The 15,754-nt window shown below is 61.5% G+C and carries 12 protein-coding genes; 7 read left to right on the top strand and 5 right to left on the bottom strand.

The window, feature by feature from the left end; genetic code table 11:
- Positions 1–78: 78 nt before the first annotated feature.
- Positions 79–960 carry a LysR substrate-binding domain-containing protein gene (locus PMM47T1_RS02670; protein WP_008365551.1) on the top strand — a complete coding sequence of 294 codons (882 nt, stop codon included), beginning with the start codon at positions 79–81 and terminating at the stop codon, positions 958–960.
- A gap of 53 nt (positions 961–1,013) precedes the next feature.
- On the opposite strand, the gene PMM47T1_RS02665 is transcribed toward PMM47T1_RS02670, so the two are convergent.
- A complete protein-coding gene (locus tag PMM47T1_RS02665) occupies positions 1,014–2,444 on the bottom strand; it encodes a hypothetical protein (RefSeq protein WP_008365550.1) in 1,431 nt (476 codons plus the stop codon).
- A 557-nt stretch (positions 2,445–3,001) separates the two neighbouring features.
- On the opposite strand from PMM47T1_RS02665, the gene PMM47T1_RS30050 reads away from it, so the two are divergent.
- The gene (locus PMM47T1_RS30050; protein ID WP_177323355.1) at positions 3,002–3,175 is read left to right on the top strand and encodes a hypothetical protein; all 174 of its coding nucleotides are present in this window, start codon (positions 3,002–3,004) and stop codon (positions 3,173–3,175) included.
- On the opposite strand, the gene PMM47T1_RS02660 is transcribed toward PMM47T1_RS30050, so the two are convergent.
- On the bottom strand, positions 3,159–4,061 hold the full coding sequence (locus PMM47T1_RS02660; RefSeq protein ID WP_043300671.1) for a helix-turn-helix domain-containing protein: 903 nt from the start codon (positions 4,059–4,061) through the stop codon (positions 3,159–3,161). The two genes, PMM47T1_RS30050 and PMM47T1_RS02660, sit on opposite strands and share 17 nt — an antisense overlap.
- 175 nt (positions 4,062–4,236) lie before the next feature.
- Between PMM47T1_RS02660 and pobA the strand changes: the two genes are divergently transcribed.
- Positions 4,237–5,421 carry a 4-hydroxybenzoate 3-monooxygenase gene (gene pobA, locus PMM47T1_RS02655; RefSeq protein ID WP_008365545.1) on the top strand — a complete coding sequence of 395 codons (1,185 nt, stop codon included), beginning with the start codon at positions 4,237–4,239 and terminating at the stop codon, positions 5,419–5,421.
- An 83-nt stretch (positions 5,422–5,504) separates the two neighbouring features.
- The gene (locus tag PMM47T1_RS02650; protein ID WP_008365543.1) at positions 5,505–6,974 is read left to right on the top strand and encodes an MDR family MFS transporter; all 1,470 of its coding nucleotides are present in this window, start codon (positions 5,505–5,507) and stop codon (positions 6,972–6,974) included.
- Positions 6,975–7,010: 36 nt separating this feature from the next.
- On the opposite strand, the gene PMM47T1_RS02645 is transcribed toward PMM47T1_RS02650, so the two are convergent.
- The 3 genes from PMM47T1_RS02645 to PMM47T1_RS02635 form a co-directional block, all read right to left on the bottom strand.
- Positions 7,011–7,826, bottom strand: coding sequence for a cache domain-containing protein (locus PMM47T1_RS02645; RefSeq protein ID WP_425226205.1), 816 nt, complete (start codon positions 7,824–7,826; stop codon positions 7,011–7,013).
- A gap of 84 nt (positions 7,827–7,910) precedes the next feature.
- The gene (locus PMM47T1_RS02640; protein WP_008365539.1) at positions 7,911–8,795 is read right to left on the bottom strand and encodes a DMT family transporter; all 885 of its coding nucleotides are present in this window, start codon (positions 8,793–8,795) and stop codon (positions 7,911–7,913) included.
- A gap of 139 nt (positions 8,796–8,934) precedes the next feature.
- Positions 8,935–9,567 (bottom strand): TetR family transcriptional regulator, encoded by a 633-nt coding sequence (locus tag PMM47T1_RS02635; protein WP_008365537.1) that lies wholly within the window; start codon positions 9,565–9,567, stop codon positions 8,935–8,937.
- A gap of 249 nt (positions 9,568–9,816) precedes the next feature.
- Between PMM47T1_RS02635 and PMM47T1_RS02630 the strand changes: the two genes are divergently transcribed.
- The 3 genes from PMM47T1_RS02630 to adeC are packed head-to-tail and all read left to right on the top strand — an operon-like array spanning position 9,817 to position 15,599.
- Complete coding sequence (locus PMM47T1_RS02630; protein WP_008365535.1) at positions 9,817–10,968, top strand: efflux RND transporter periplasmic adaptor subunit; 1,152 nt, start codon at positions 9,817–9,819, stop codon at positions 10,966–10,968.
- 3 nt (positions 10,969–10,971) lie between these two features.
- Positions 10,972–14,145: an efflux RND transporter permease subunit gene (locus PMM47T1_RS02625; protein WP_008365534.1), complete on the top strand. Its 3,174-nt coding sequence runs from the start codon at positions 10,972–10,974 to the stop codon at positions 14,143–14,145.
- On the top strand, positions 14,142–15,599 hold the full coding sequence (gene adeC / locus PMM47T1_RS02620; protein WP_008365532.1) for an AdeC/AdeK/OprM family multidrug efflux complex outer membrane factor: 1,458 nt from the start codon (positions 14,142–14,144) through the stop codon (positions 15,597–15,599). Before PMM47T1_RS02625 ends, adeC begins: the two co-directional genes overlap by 4 nt.
- The last annotated feature ends 155 nt before the right edge of the window (positions 15,600–15,754 follow it).

Raw genomic sequence — 15,754 nt, 5'->3', positions numbered from 1 at the left:
TTTCAGCGGTTGGCGACTGGTGTGCACAAGGCAAAAAAAGTCATACTAGCCATGTCTCCAGATCATGGCTTGAAGCTGATGAAACGCTTGCCCCCCTTGCCTGCCCTGCACACCTTCCTGATCACCGCCCAGTGCTGCAACTTCACCCGTGCCGCGCAGCAGTTGCACATTACCCAGGGCGCGGTCAGCCGACAGATTGCCGGCCTTGAAAGCCACCTGGGCTACCCACTGTTCATGCGCCAGGCCCGCGGGCTGAGCCTCACGCAACAGGGGCGTGAATTGTTCCCGCGCATCCAGCAGGTATTCGGCCTGATCGAGGAAGCCGTGCAGGTCGCCGGCGGCCAGCGCCAGGCCCTGCAGCTCAAGGCGCCCACCTGCGTGATGCGCTGGTTGTGGCCGCGGCTGATGAGCTGGCAGGCCGAACGTCCGGACCTGCCGGTGGAGTTGACCACCACCGTGCAGCATGGGGTCGACTTTCGTCATGAAAGCTTCGACGCCGCGATTATCTACGGCCCCGAGCCGGCAGCCGGGCAAAGCCCCCGCCACCTGTTCGACGAGCAGTTGACCCCCGTGTGTGCCCCGGCGCTGCTGGAGGGCCCCCTTGCGCTCCGCCAGCCAACCGACCTGCGCCAGCACATGCTGTTGCACCCCACTCGCGACGAGCAGGACTGGGAAACCTGGCTGGCTGCGGCGGGGGTAACCCTGCCCAACCTGAGCCAAGGCCAGCACTTCGAAACCCTGGACCTGGCCATGTCGGTGGCCACCCAAGGCACCGGCGTTGCCATCGGCGACTGGGCCTTGATTGCCGAGGACCTGGCGCAACAACGGCTGGCAATGCCCTTCGAACTCAAAGTGCGCACCGGCCTGGCCTACTACCTGGTACAACCACCGCGCAGCACGCCCAGTGAAGGCACCCTGGCCTTCATCGACTGGCTGGCCCGGCAGGCGAGCCAGCGTTGACCGTCGGTTGAAAACCAAAAAAAAGGGCGAACCTGATGGGTTCGCCCTTTTTTTCACGTCGCAGCTTCTATCCAGTCACCACCCACCAGCCTTTCCGGCCAGCCATGGGCAACTTCCATTTCCAAGTGCACCTGCGGCGCCGGGCGGCTGGCAAAGTCGGCCAGGCGCTGCAGCACGGAATCGATGACCACGCGGCTGGCGTCATGGTGGAATTGCCACACGCCGTAGATGCGCCCGCTGAACGACGGCTCGCTGCCCAGCAGCGGGTCCACGCCGAGCCCCGAGCCCAGGCCGAACAGGTGCAAGCCATGCAGACGCTTGCCGCTGTCATCGCACGGGCAGCCACTGGGGTCGGAGTCCAGCCCGCCCGTCACCTGCCGCAGGCTGATGGCGGTGCCGTCGCCGCGGCGCAACAGGGGCAGCAATGGTTGGTAGCCGGTGCACTGCATCACCACAGCCGCATGCTGCAACACCTCACTGGCCGCACACATTTGGGCGGCGTCACTGCCGTCGACCTGCAACAGGCGAGCGCGTACCGACGTGGTGCCCACGAAGCCACGCTCCAGCACTTCCCGGCCCACGGCAAGCGCCCGATAACGCAGGCCACCGGAGCGGTTGACGCGCCCGGAGATCGGGCACACGTCGGCCACGGGGTCGAACACGTAGCCATTGGCATGAGCCTGTTCGACGTTCTCGTAAAACAGCCGGATGGGCGAGCGGTGAATCAGGTTCACCTGCTCAAGGCCAATGGACTCCAGGGCCACGGCTATGTTCTCCAGCATGGAAAAGGCACTGTGGGAGCCGCCGATCACGCTGAAACTGCCGCCCTGGGCCACCACTGGGCCAAAGGTATCGCGTAGCGCCTGGGGCGACATGCGCAACAGGCTGTCCGCACTGCGGATGGCCGCCAGGGGTGGCAACGCCAGGCCTTGTGCCTTGAGCCCGGACAGCAGGCATTGCGGATCCTGGCGCCCGCCCAGGTTAAGCACCAGTGAGCGGCTGCGGATGCGCTGCATTTGCCCGCGGTGCTCTACCCAGATGTGGTACTCGTCGTTGTCGCAGATCACTTCGGTGATCAGCGTTTCACTCCACAGTTGCACACTGTAGTGGGCCACGATGTGGTCCAGCACCAGCTGCGAGGCCTCCAGCAACAGTTCGCCCACCTGGCTCAGCAAGGGAGCCTGCTGGTCCTGGTTGCGAATTCGCCAATAGGCTTCCGATTCCTGCAGGGGCGCAAAAACCTCGGCCATGGCCGGGTCGCGCAGGCAATCGAGAAACACGTCACCCACCGAGTTGGCGGTGATCTGATAGTCCCCCAGGCGGCCGATGCCGGGTGTGGCGCTGGCATCGACGATGATCAGCCCGTACTGCGCCATTTCGGCAATGGCCCCGGTACGCAGGGCGTTGAACAGCAGCCCCATGCCAGCGGGCCCGGCACCGCCCACCACACAGCCAGTGGAAGTTTCCAGAAATTTTCCGTACATAGATAACCCCCTGCATGGGACGGCGCCAGGCGCACGCATGCACTCGATGAGAGAACTCGTGGTGGATAAAACAGGAACGAACGTCGCCAGGCCGGCAGGGAAGCCAGCGGGAAATGGTCGCGTTGAAAAGGTTTACCTGGGTAGACAGCCGGGGTCAGGACGCCCCGGAAAATCAAGCCAAAGCTACCGCACAGATGGGCTCTGGAAGGGAAGAAAAAACCAATGACACGCTGGGGAGGGAAAGCAATCGGCTAGCAGATACGGCCCATAGCCATGAGTGGATAGTTCCAGAGAAACACCCTCGGCGTCAAATTAAAGTAACACTTTTATACTCACCCCAAACGAGAATGTAACTGTCTGATTTAATTAAAAATAAATATTTCAGATTACTTTTCGCACTATAAAAGAGTGATTCAATAATGAAACATTTTGTATCAAACTCATCGCAACAGGGCCAATTTTCCGGCTTGACAGCGCGTGGCTGAACCTTGATCTAGACTTGTTCTCAAGTACCTCATTACCCGTAACCCCTGCCTTTCATGCCAAAGGTGAGCGTCATGATCATTACAACAAGAAAATACGCGATGACCTTCCTCATCATCATGGTTACCGCACTGTATGCCACCGCCGCCTGGCGCGTTGAACAAGCGCGCAACGTATTGCGGCTGGAGGTCAGTTGCAGCACCACCATGTGCATTCCCCACTCCGGCGCTTTCAATGATCTGCGCTGAAGCTCGGCGCTGAACTTGCGACCTGGCGAAACGCCCGGGGCGACACCCCCGCCAGGCGCCGGAAGAACCGCGAGAAATACGCCGGGTCAGTGAAACCCAGGCTGTCCGAGACCTGGCTCACCGTCATGCTGGTGTAGATGAGGTTGCGCTTGGCTTCCAGCAATAATCGCTGATGCATAATCTGCAGCGCCGACTGCCCGGCCAGGTCGCGGCACACGTTATTCAGGTGCGCCACCGAAATGCCCGTGGCGTGGGCCAACTGCTCGACGCTGGGTTGCTGACGGAACTGCGCCTCCACCAGGCGGGTGAAGCCATTGAGGTATTCGCGCCCGCGCTCCATCGATTGCGCCGCGCTGCTGCGCTGCATCATCTGCCGGCTCACCCACACCACCAACACGTTGATCAGTGAATGCAGGGCCAGGTCCCGGCCCGGAGCGTCCTGGGAATATTCGCGCTGCAAGGCAGACACCAGGCTGTTGAGGTAATCACGATCGGCGCCGGCCGGGTAATTGGCCGGGGCGGCCAGCACTTCGCCGCTGGCCCCCAGCAAGGCCTTGAGCTCAGAGACCAGCGGTGCCGCCAGGGTGATCACGTAACCGTCGATATCTTCCGAGAAACGGAACCCATGCACGTACAGCGGCGGCACCACCTGCAACGCCGATTCGGTGATCAGCCGCCGCTGGCCTTCCACCTCGATCTCCGCCTGCCCCGCGTGTACGTAGAGCAATTGGCACAGGTCGGCGTGGCGATGGGGCTGGATTTCCCAGTGGTACAGGCGGCTGCGCTTGGGAATGGTTTCGCAGTGCAGCAGGTCGGGGGTTAGCCAGTCCTGGCCTTCGCCATAGAGCTTGAACACCGGAACTGGCGCCGAAACATCCCGCGACATCATGACGCACTCCTGACAGGGCAACATCGCTCGATAATCGCACCATTTAGCGAAAAGTCCAAAATAAACAGCGGTTTTCACCTTCAAAGCCCGACCCGGCAAGCGAAAAATGCAGGCACTCCAATCATAAAAACTGATTCGCGGCGTGCCTGCGAAGCTAGCCTGGGATACAACCATGAAGACTCAAGTCGCCATCATCGGCGCCGGTCCGTCCGGCCTCCTGCTCGGCCAACTGCTGCACAAGGCCGGTATCTCCAACGTCATCCTTGAACGCCAGAACCCCGACTACGTGCTCAGCCGCATCCGCGCCGGCGTGCTGGAACAAGGCATGGTCGACCTGCTGCGCAAGGCCGGCGTCAGCGCGCGCATGGACGCCGAAGGCCTGGTGCACACTGGTTTCGAACTGGCCTTCAATGGCCGCCGCGCGCACATCGACCTCAAGACCCTGACCGGCGGCAAGACGGTGATGATCTACGGCCAGACCGAGGTCACCCGCGACCTGATGGCCGCCCGCGAAGCCTGCGGCGCGCAGACCGTGTACGAAGCGCACAACGTGCGCCCCCATGACATGAAAACCCAACAGCCCTACCTGACCTACGAGAAGGACGGCGAAACCCATCGCCTGGATTGCGACTACATTGCCGGCTGCGACGGCTTCCACGGTGTGGCCCGCCAGTCGATTCCCGCCGAGTCGATCAAGACCTTCGAGCGCGTCTACCCCTTTGGCTGGCTGGGCATTCTCGCCGACACACCGCCGGTGAATGAGGAACTGGTGTACGCTAACCACGAACGCGGCTTTGCCCTGTGCAGCATGCGTTCGCAAACCCGCACACGCTATTACGTGCAGGTCAGCGCCGAGGAGAAGGTTGAGGACTGGTCGGACGAACGTTTTTGGGATGAACTCAAGGCCCGACTGCCCGCCGACCTGGCCCAACGCCTGGTGACCGGCCCGTCCATCGAGAAAAGCATCGCGCCGCTGCGCAGCTTCGTGGTGGAGCCCATGCAGTATGGGCGCATGTTTTTGGTGGGCGATGCCGCGCACATCGTGCCGCCCACCGGCGCCAAGGGCCTGAACCTGGCGGCCAGCGATGTCAGCACGCTGTTCGACATTCTCTGCAAGGTCTACGAGGACGGCCGCACCGACCTGTTGGCCATGTATTCCGAAGTGTGTTTGCGGCGGGTGTGGAAGGCCGAGCGCTTCAGTTGGTGGATGACCTCGGTGCTGCACAAGTTTCCCGACACCGATGATTTCAGCCAGCGCATCCAGCAGACCGAATTGGACTACTACGTGGGTTCCGAGGCCGGGCGCAAGACCATTGCCGAGAACTATGTCGGTTTACCCTACGAAACAATCGAATAGAACACATAGCTAGCTATCGAGTAGACTGAGGGACTTTCCCCTCGGTCCGCCGGGGGGTTTCTCTGCCTTGCAGGCCTACCCTCGTGACCAACCTCAGCCACCCCCAGCCCGCCCTTCGCAGCATTTTGACGGCGTTGATGCTGTCGATTTTCCTGGGTGCCCTCGACCAGACCATCGTCGCCGTGTCGATGCCGGCCATTTCCGCGCAATTCCACGACATCAACCTGCTGGCCTGGGTCATTTCCGGCTACATGGTGGCCATGACAGTGGCCGTGCCTATCTATGGCAAGTTCGGCGACCTCTACGGTCGCCGGCGCATGCTCCTCATTGGCCTGGGCCTGTTCACCCTGGCGTCGTTGTTCTGCGCCATGGCTCAAAGCATGCAGCAACTGGTGCTGGCGCGGGTTGTCCAGGGTATTGGCGCGGGGGGCATGGTCTCGGTCAGCCAGGCCATTATTGGCGACTTCGTGCCGCCGCGTGAACGCGGGCGCTACCAGGGTTATTTCAGCAGCATGTATGCCGCGGCCAGCGTGGCCGGGCCGGTACTGGGCGGCTACATGACCGAGTACCTGTCGTGGCGCTGGATTTTCCTGCTCAACCTGCCGCTGGGCCTGGGCGCCTGGCTGTATGCGCGGCATACCCTGGTGGGTCTGGCAGTGAAGCGGCGCCAGCCGATCATCGACTACCTGGGCACGGTGCTGATGATCGTGGGCCTCACCTCGCTGCTGTTGAGCATTACCGAACTGGGCCAGGGCCGCGCCTTCAGCACGCCCTCGGTGTGGGGCACGCTGTTGCTCGCGGTTGCCACCCTGAGCCTGTTCGTGCGCCATGAAGGCCGCGCCCCGGAGCCCCTGCTGCCGATGCACCTGTTCCACATTCGGCCGGCTGTGCTGTGCTGGGCCACTGTGTTTTTCACGGCGTTCCAGGCCATCTCGCTGTCGGTGCTGATCCCCTTGCGCTTTCAGACCGTCACCGGCGCCGGCGCCGACAGCGCGGCGCTGGACATCCTGCCGCTGGCCATCGGCCTGCCGATTGGCGCCTTCCTCGGCGGCCGCAACACCGCGCGCAGTGGGCGCTACAAACCGGTGATCTTGGTGGGCGCGTTGCTGATACCGGTGGGCATCCTGGGCCTGGCCTTCACACCACCCAGCGCACTGTGGCTGAGCGGCGTGTTCATGCTATTGACCGGGTTCGCGGCCGGCCTGCAGTTCCCCACCTCGCTGGTGGGCGCGCAGAACGCGGTGCAACAGCAGGACATCGGGGTGGGCACCAGCACCACCAACCTGTTTCGTTCCCTGGGCGGGGCCATGGGTGTGGCATGCATGTCGGCGCTGCTGCTGGCCATGCTGCACGGCCTGGACCTGGGGCCTGAAGGCGCCTCGGGCAACGCCCTGTTGGCCAGCCTCAACGCCACCACCGGCGCGGCGCAGGAAGCGCTGCGCGAGAAGCTGCTGGAAACATTTCGTCTGTTGCTGTTGGGCAGCGCGGCTGTGTCGGTACTGGGGTTGGCGGCAGCGCTGGCGATGCCCAACAACGTGCTGCGCGGCCGGTAGAGTGCGCCAAAATCGTAGGGGCTGCCGCAGGCCACATCAGTGGCTGTAGTACCCCACCGCCACCATCACATTGCCCACCTTGCGCACGTATACGTGCTTGTCTTCCACGTGGCTGGTCACCGGGTTACGCCACCGGTACTCGTATTCGCCGCTGTCCTGCTTGGCCATCATCGCCAGAATCGGCTCGCCCACCGGTTTGCCGTCGGGATCCTTGACGGTGTTGAAGTCGACGTTGACCAGGCGCTGATTGGTGCCATGGGCCAGGTAACGATGGCTGTTGAGGTCGACCACAAACACGTAGAGGTCATCCTGCAGGTAGCCCCCCTTGAGGCTATTGATGTCCTGCAACGCCTGTTTCTGATTGCTCTTGATGCCTGCCACCGCCTTGTCCAGCAGCGCCTGGGCCTGCTGCGGTGAAGCGCGCGGCAGGTAATAGCCGACGGCAATGATACGCTCGCCAATGCGCTGGTAGAACACGCGCTTGCGCTCCACACGGCCGTCCTGCCAGTTCTGCCATTTATATTCGGTTTGCTGAATGCCGTTGGCTTCCGGGATATTCAGTGCCTGCTTGAATGCCTGCTGCAGGTCCGGGCCGATGACGTCATTGACGTTGCGGCCAATCAGCGCGGCCGACGGGCCGCCACTGGCGAGCATCACACCTTTGGTGTCAACCACGAACACGTAGCGGTCGTCGTCGATGAACTGCCCCTGGCGGCTGAACGCGGCAAACGCCTTGTCGCCGTTATCGTGGTAATAGGCCAGTGCCTTTTCCAGCAGTGCCTTGGCGGCCGCCGCTTCCTTGGCATCGTCGAGCGCGGCGGCATGGGCCCCGGCCGACAGCATCACCAGCATCATCAACGCCCAGCACCTGCGCGCAATATCCTTCATGGGCTGCACCCTCTTGTTGTTGTAATCCAACAGAGCGTAGTCGCCGATTCAACGTTTGCGCTGTGCCCAGGCCACGGCCAGGCCGCTGAGGCAAATCACGGCAATGCCGGTCAGTGCCCAGGCATCGGGGGTGTGATCGAAAACAAGGTAGCCGTACACGCCGGCAAACAGGATCTGCCCGTAGCTGAAAGGCGCCAGCATGGCGGGTGCTGCGTGCCGGAAGGCCTGGGTCAGCAGCAGGTGGCCGAGCATACCGCAGGTGCCAAGGCCAATCATGAACAGCGCATGCAGCCAGTCGGGGCGCATCCAGAAGAACGGTAATAAGGCTGACATGATCAGGCTGTTGAATATGCCTGCCAGAAAGTTGCTGGTGGTGGGGCTGTCGATATCGCTGAGTTTGCGAGTGATCAATTGATAGAAGCCGAAACACAACGCCGACCCCAGCGGAAGGAGAATCGCCGGGGTAAACAGATCACCACCGGGGCGCACCACAATCAGTACTCCGACAAACCCCGCCAGCACGGCCAGCCATTGTTGACGGGTCACCTGCTCGCCCAGCACCACCACTGACAATGCGGTAACCAGCAACGGCGCAAGGAAATTGACTGAAGTGGCCTCGGCCAGCGGTATGTAACGCAGCCCCGTGGTAAACAGCAGGCTGGTGCCTATCAGGCAAAGTGCGCGCACCAATTGCAAACCCGGGCGCTTGGTACGAATAACGCTGGAAAGGCCACTGCGTGGCACAAATACCACCAGCATCAATAAGGTATGAACGACATAACGCGCCCAAACCACCATGACAATGGGATAAATACCGGAAAGAAACTTGGACAAGGCATCGTGACTGGCAAACAACAGCACGGCCAGACAGATCAAGCCTATGCCCTTCAAGGGCTGGTCATTGCCATTGAGCAGATGGGTCTGCGAGGTCATTCACACGCTCGGCGCAAAAACAGAAAAATACTTAGCCCGCTAACTATTCAAAACCTGCCTGCGTGTGGATAATGGCACACAGCCAATTTGCAGTAATTCTGCTATCAGCTTATACGTTGATACAACTGGAATCACACATTCATTTGCGAAGCGCCGGGCTCAAGCGCAGCATGTCAAAACCTGCGTCCACCCATTTCTCGGCCTGCAGATTCAAGTCAAAACTATCGGGCACCAATAACCATTGCCCCAGCATGCCGTCTATATAGGCATGCAGAACCACCGCGGCGCGGGCGGTATCCAGGTTCTCGGGCAATTGCCCACGATTGACCGCGTTGCGCAACGACAGGTCAATGCGCACATTGCAATCCACGCTGGCGGTTTGCCGCTGGCGCCGAATGTCACACATTTCGTCGGTGAACTCGCATTTATGGAACATGATCTCGTTGATGCGCCGCGTACTGGGATCCAGTGCAACTTGCTGAAACAAATGCACCAGCAGTTTATGCATGCAGCCCAACGGGTCGAGTTCCTCTTCGCTTTCACTGGCGCGCGCCAACTCGTCCAACGGCTCGTGAAGGGAATCGAGCATCGCCTGGACCAGGTCGGCCTTGTTGCTGAAATGCCAATAAATGGCGCCTCGGGTCACCCCTGCCAGAGCGGCAATATCGGCCAGGGTCGTGCGCGCCACGCCACGCTCGTAAAAAGCGTTCTGCGCAGCTTCAAGAATCTGGCTTCGGGTCTCCTGAGCTTCTTCTTTAGTACGTCGGACCATGGCAGTAAAACCTCTTTCAAAGGCCACGCTACTTTTGACAGTCGCGGCCGGGACGGGGCGGCGCTTGTATTGCCTGCTCCCGCGCTTGCTATTTCATGCCCGCCGATCTGTTTTCAGACCCATGCGGGTGTTTACAAACAACCATGAATGTAAGTATATTCGTTAGTAAGCTACTTATCTAGTGCCAACCCGTTTTTGCCTTTCCACTATTCTTGAGCATTCACCTGTGCTCCTGACCCGAGGATTTTCATGCAATTCAAGCCAGCTGTTACCGCTCTGGTTTCCGCCGTCGCCCTGGCCACTTTGCTCAGCGGCTGTAAAAAGGAAGAGGCGGCCCCCGCCCCACAAACTCCTCAGGTCGGCGTCGTTACCCTGCAACCACAAGCCTTTACACTGACCAACGAACTGCCGGGCCGCACCACCGCATTTCGCGTTGCTGAAGTCCGTCCTCAGGTCAATGGCATCATTCTAAAGCGCCTGTTCACCGAAGGCTCGGACGTGAAGGCCGGCCAACAGCTGTACCAGATCGACCCGTCAGTGTACGAGGCTTCGCTGGCCAACGCCCAGGCAACCTTGCAGGCGTCCAAGTCTCTGGCTGATCGCTACAAGCAATTGATCAGCGAGCAGGCCGTGAGCCGTCAGGAATATGACAACGCCCGTTCCACGCAACTGCAGAACGAAGCGGCGCTGATGACGGCGCAGATCAACATGAAGTACACCAAGGTCTACGCCCCGATCACCGGCCGTATCGGTCGCTCCAGCGTGACTGAAGGTGCACTGGTGACCAGTGGCCAGGCCGACGCCATGGCGACCATTCAGCAGTTGGACCCGATTTATGTTGACGTGACCCAGTCTTCGGCGGAAATCCTGAAGCTGCGTCGTGACCTGGCCAGCGGTGCCCTGCAGAAAGCCGGCGACAATGCCGCCAAGGTGCAACTGACCCTGGAAGACGGCACTACCTATGGCAAGGAAGGCAAGCTGGAGTTCTCGGAAGTGTCGGTTGACGAAACCACCGGCTCGGTGACCCTGCGCGCCGTGTTCCCGAACCCTGACCACACCCTGCTGCCGGGCATGTTCGTGCACGCGGAACTGGAAGCCGGCATTGCTGCCCAGGCCATCCTGGCGCCGCAACAGGGCGTTACCCGCGACCTGAAAGGCACACCGACCGCCCTGGTGGTCAATGCCGACAACAAGGTTGAACTGCGCCAACTGGTTGCCAACCGTACCGTGGGCACTCAGTGGCTGGTGGAAGACGGCCTGAAGGCTGGTGACCGCGTGATCACCGAAGGCCTGCAATACGTCAAGCCAGGCATCGAGGTCAAGGCCACCGAAGCGACCAACGTCAAACCTGCAAACCCTGCCCCCGCCACGAATGCGTCCGCAGGCGGCAAAGGGGAGTAAACCATGTCGAAATTCTTTATCGACCGTCCGATTTTCGCCTGGGTAATAGCCCTGGTGATCATGCTGGTCGGTGCCTTGTCGATCCTCAGCCTGCCGATCAACCAGTACCCGGCGATCGCGCCACCGGCCATCGCCATCCAGGTAACCTACCCAGGCGCCTCTGCACAGACCGTGCAGGACACCGTGGTGCAGGTGATCGAACAGCAACTCAACGGTATCGACAACCTGCGCTATGTGGCCTCGGAAAGTAACTCCGACGGCAGCATGACCATCACCGCTACCTTCAACCAGGGCACCAACCCTGACATCGCCCAGGTCCAGGTGCAGAACAAGCTGAACCTGGCTACCCCGCTGCTGCCGCAAGAAGTGCAGCAACAGGGTATTCGCGTGACCAAGGCGGTGAAGAACTTCCTGATGGTGGTGGGCCTGGTGTCCACCGACAACAGCATGACCAAGGACGACCTGAGTAACTACATCGTCTCCAACATGCAAGACCCCATCTCCCGTACCTCCGGTGTGGGTGACTTCCAGGTGTTCGGTGCCCAGTACGCCATGCGTATCTGGCTGGACCCGGCCAAGCTGAATAAATACCAGCTGACCCCAGGCGACGTGTCCACCGCCATCTCGGCGCAAAACGTGCAGGTTTCGTCCGGTCAACTGGGCGGCCTGCCGGCCGTGGCCGGTCAGGAACTGAACGCCACCATCATCGGCAAGACCCGTCTGCAGACTGCCGAGCAGTTCCGCAACATCTTCCTGAAGGTGAACACCGATGGTTCCCAGGTACGCGTAGGCGATGTCGCCGAAGTGGGCCTGGGCGGTGAAAACTACAGCATCAACGCGCAGTTCAACGGTGCCCCGGCCTCGGGCCTGGCGATCAAGCTGGCCACCGGCGCCAACGCGCTGGACACGGCCAAGGCTATCCGCCAGACCATCAGTGACCTGGAACCGTTCTTCCCGCCAGGCGTGAAGGCGGTATTCCCGTACGACACCACCCCAGTGGTCACCACCTCGATTCATAACGTGGTGGAAACCCTGGTCGAGGCCATCATCCTCGTGTTCCTGGTGATGTACCTGTTCCTGCAGAACTTCCGTGCCACCATCATCACCACCATGACGGTACCGGTGGTATTGCTGGGTACCTTCGGCATCCTGGCCGCGGCCGGCTTCACCATCAACACCCTGACCATGTTCGGTATGGTGCTGGCTATCGGCCTGTTGGTGGACGACGCCATTGTGGTGGTGGAAAACGTGGAGCGGGTGATGGCCGAAGAAGGCCTGTCACCCAAGGAAGCCACCAAGAAGTCCATGGGCCAGATCCAGGGGGCCCTGGTGGGTATCGCCATGGTGCTGTCGGCGGTACTGCTGCCCATGGCGTTCTTCGGCGGTTCCACCGGTGTGATCTATCGTCAGTTCTCCATCACCATCGTCTCGGCCATGGCCCTGTCGGTAATGGTTGCCCTGATCTTCACCCCGGCGCTGTGCGCCACCATGCTGTCGCCCATCAAGAAGGGCGAGGATCACCACAAGCACGGTCGTTTCTTCAACTGGTTCAACCGCACCTTCGACAGCGGCGTGCAGAAGTACGAAGCCGGCGTGGGCCATGTACTGCGTCGCAAGACCCCGTACCTGCTGGCCTACGTGCTGATCGTGCTGGGCATGGCCTGGTTGTTCACGCGCATCCCTACCTCGTTCCTGCCCGAAGAAGACCAGGGCGTGATCTTTGCCCAGGTGCAGACACCGCCAGGCTCTACCGCCGAGCGTACGCAGAACGTCATCGACGACATGCGCAAATACCTGCTCGACGGCGAGAAGGACGGCGTGGCCTCGGTGTTCACCGTGAACGGCTTCAACTTCGCAGGCCGCGGCCAGAGCTCGGGCCTGGCGTTCATCATGCTCAAGCCATGGGACGAACGTAACCAGGACAACACCGCGGCAGCCATCGCGGCGCGTGCCCAACAGCACTTCTTCAGCTTCCGCGATGCCATGGTGTTTGCCTTCGTACCGCCTGCTGTACTGGAGCTGGGTAACGCCACCGGTTTCGACATCTACATCCAGGACCGTGCCGGTATCGGTCACGACAAACTGATGGAAGCGCGCAACCAGTTCCTGGGCATGGCGGCGCAAAGCAAGATCCTCTCGCAGACCCGTCCCAACGGCCTGAACGATGAGCCGCAGTTCCAGCTGGAAATCGACGACGAGCGCGCCAGCGCCCAGGGCGTGACCATTGCCAGCATCAACACCACCCTCTCGGTGGCGCTGGGTGGCAGCTACGTCAACGACTTCATCGACCGTGGGCGAGTGAAGAAGGTGTACGTGCAGGGTGAAGCCAAATCGCGCATGACCCCTGAAGACCTGAACAAGTGGTACGTGCGCAACAGCGCCGGCACCATGGTGCCGTTCTCGGCCTTCGCCAGCGGCAAGTGGGTATACGGCTCGCCGAAACTGGCCCGTTACAACGGCGTGGAAGGTATGGAAATCCTCGGTGCCCCGGCCCCTGGCTACAGTACCGGTGAGGCCATGGCCGAAGTGGAACGCATCGCCGCCAAGCTGCCGAAAGGCGTGGGTATTTCCTGGACCGGCCTGTCGTACGAAGAGCGCCTGTCGGGCTCCCAGGCGCCAGCGTTGTATGCCATTTCGATGCTGATGGTGTTCCTCTGCCTGGCAGCGCTGTATGAAAGCTGGTCGATCCCGATCGCGGTCATGCTCGTGGTGCCGCTGGGTATCATCGGTGCCCTGCTGGCCACCAGCCTGCGCGGGCTGTCCAACGACGTGTACTTCCAGGTGGGGCTGTTGACCACCATTGGCCTGGCGGCGAAAAACGCCATTCTGATCGTCGAGTTCGCCAAGGAACTGCATGAGCAGGGCCGCAGCTACACTGAGGCGGCCATCGAGGCTTGCCGGATGCGTCTGCGTCCGATCATCATGACGTCCCTGGCGTTCATCCTCGGCGTGGTGCCACTGGCCATTTCCCATGGCGCAGGCTCCGGCAGCCAGCACGCCATCGGTACCGGCGTGATCGGCGGGATGCTGACAGCCACTACCCTGGCACTGTTCTGGGTACCGCTGTTCTTCGTGTCGGTGTCGGCGCTGTTCGGTGACAAGCGCAAGAAGGATGAGCACGAATCGCATGAGTCGATCGCATCGACTGAAACTCCACGTAACGAGGCTGGGCAATGAGCAAGTCCCTAGTGTCCATCGCAGTCGCCGCGGCCATCCTCAGCGGCTGCTCGCTGATCCCGGATTACAAGCAGCCCGCCGCCCCGGTGCCGGCCCAGTACCCTCAGGGCCAGGCGTATTCGCCGGCACAGGCGGCGAGCATGGCCGCCGCCGAACAGGGTTGGCAGCAGTTTTTCCATGATCAGGCGTTGCAGCAGTTGATCCAGGAATCGCTGGTCAACAACCGTGACCTGAAAGTCGCGATTCTCAACGTGCAGGCCTACCAGGCGCAGTACCGCATCCAGCGTGCGGACCTGTTCCCGGCGGTCAGCGCCAACGCCACCGGCACCCGTGCCCGCACCCCGGCCGACCTGAGCTCCACCGGCAAGGTGGCGGTGGGGAGCGAGTACACCGCCAACCTGGGTATCAGCTCCTACGAGCTGGACCTGTGGGGCCGCGTGCGCAGCCTCAGCCAGCAGGCCCTGGAAACCTACCTGTCCAGCGAGGAAGCACGTCGCTCCACGCAGATCAGCCTGGTGGCCAGCGTTGCCAATGCCTACTACACCTGGCAGGCGGACCAGAACCTGCTGAAGCTGACCGAAGACACCCTCAAGGCGTACAAGGAAAGCTACCGGCTGACCTCGCGCAGCAGCGAAGTGGGCGTGTCCTCGGCCCTGGACCTGGCACAGGCGCGTACCTCGGTGGAAACCGCCAAGGTCAGCCTGTCCAAGTACCAACGCCAAGTGGCCCAGGACGAAAACGCCTTGGTGCTGCTGCTCGGCGGCCCGCTGCCCGCCAACCTGGCCAAGTCGCAGCCGCTCGATGGCGACCTGCTGACCGAAGTACCGCCCGGCCTGCCGTCCGACCTGCTGCAGCGTCGTCCGGACATCCTTGAAGCCGAGCACTCGCTGAAGGCGGCCAACGCCAACATCGGCGCGGCTCGCGCAGCGTTCTTCCCGAGCATCACCCTGACCGCCTCGGCCGGTAGCGCCAGCTCCGAGCTGGGCAACCTGTTCAAGGGTGGCCAGGGCGCCTGGACCTTCGCACCGGCCATCAACCTGCCGATCTTCAACGCCGGCAGCCTGCGCGCCAGCCTGGACTACGCGAAGATCCAGAAGGACATCAACGTCGCCAACTACGAAAAAGCCATTCAGACGGCTTTCCAGGAAGTGTCCGACGGCCTGGCAGCGCGCAAGACCTTCAAGGAGCAGTTGCAGGCGCAGAAAGACCTGGTGCAAGCCAACCAGGACTACTACCGCCTGGCAGAGCGCCGCTACCGCATTGGCGTGGACAGCAACCTGACCTTCCTGGACGCCCAGCGCTCGCTGTTCAGCGCCCAGCAGTCGGCCATCAGCGATCGCCTGTCGCAGCTGACCAGCGAGGTCAACCTGTACAAGGCCCTCGGCGGTGGCTGGTATCAGCAGACGGGGGATGCCCAGGCCAGGCAGGATCAGGCTGAAGCACCGAAGAGCTGATTTAGCTGTAACTTCGAAAAGCCCGCCCTCCCCGGCGGGCTTTTTTACGCGCGCGCATTCCACACGATCTTGTAGCCGCTGCCGCCAGCGCTGCACCAAGATGTACGATAACTGATGAATTTCTGTCATTTCTGTCAGAATTGGTGCTATAAAAC

This window comes from Pseudomonas sp. M47T1, assembly GCF_000263855.1.
Taxonomy (GTDB): Bacteria; Pseudomonadota; Gammaproteobacteria; order Pseudomonadales; family Pseudomonadaceae; genus Aquipseudomonas.
The sequence above is the reverse complement of the archived record's forward strand: the minus strand, read 5'-3'. Positions and strand labels throughout refer to the sequence as shown.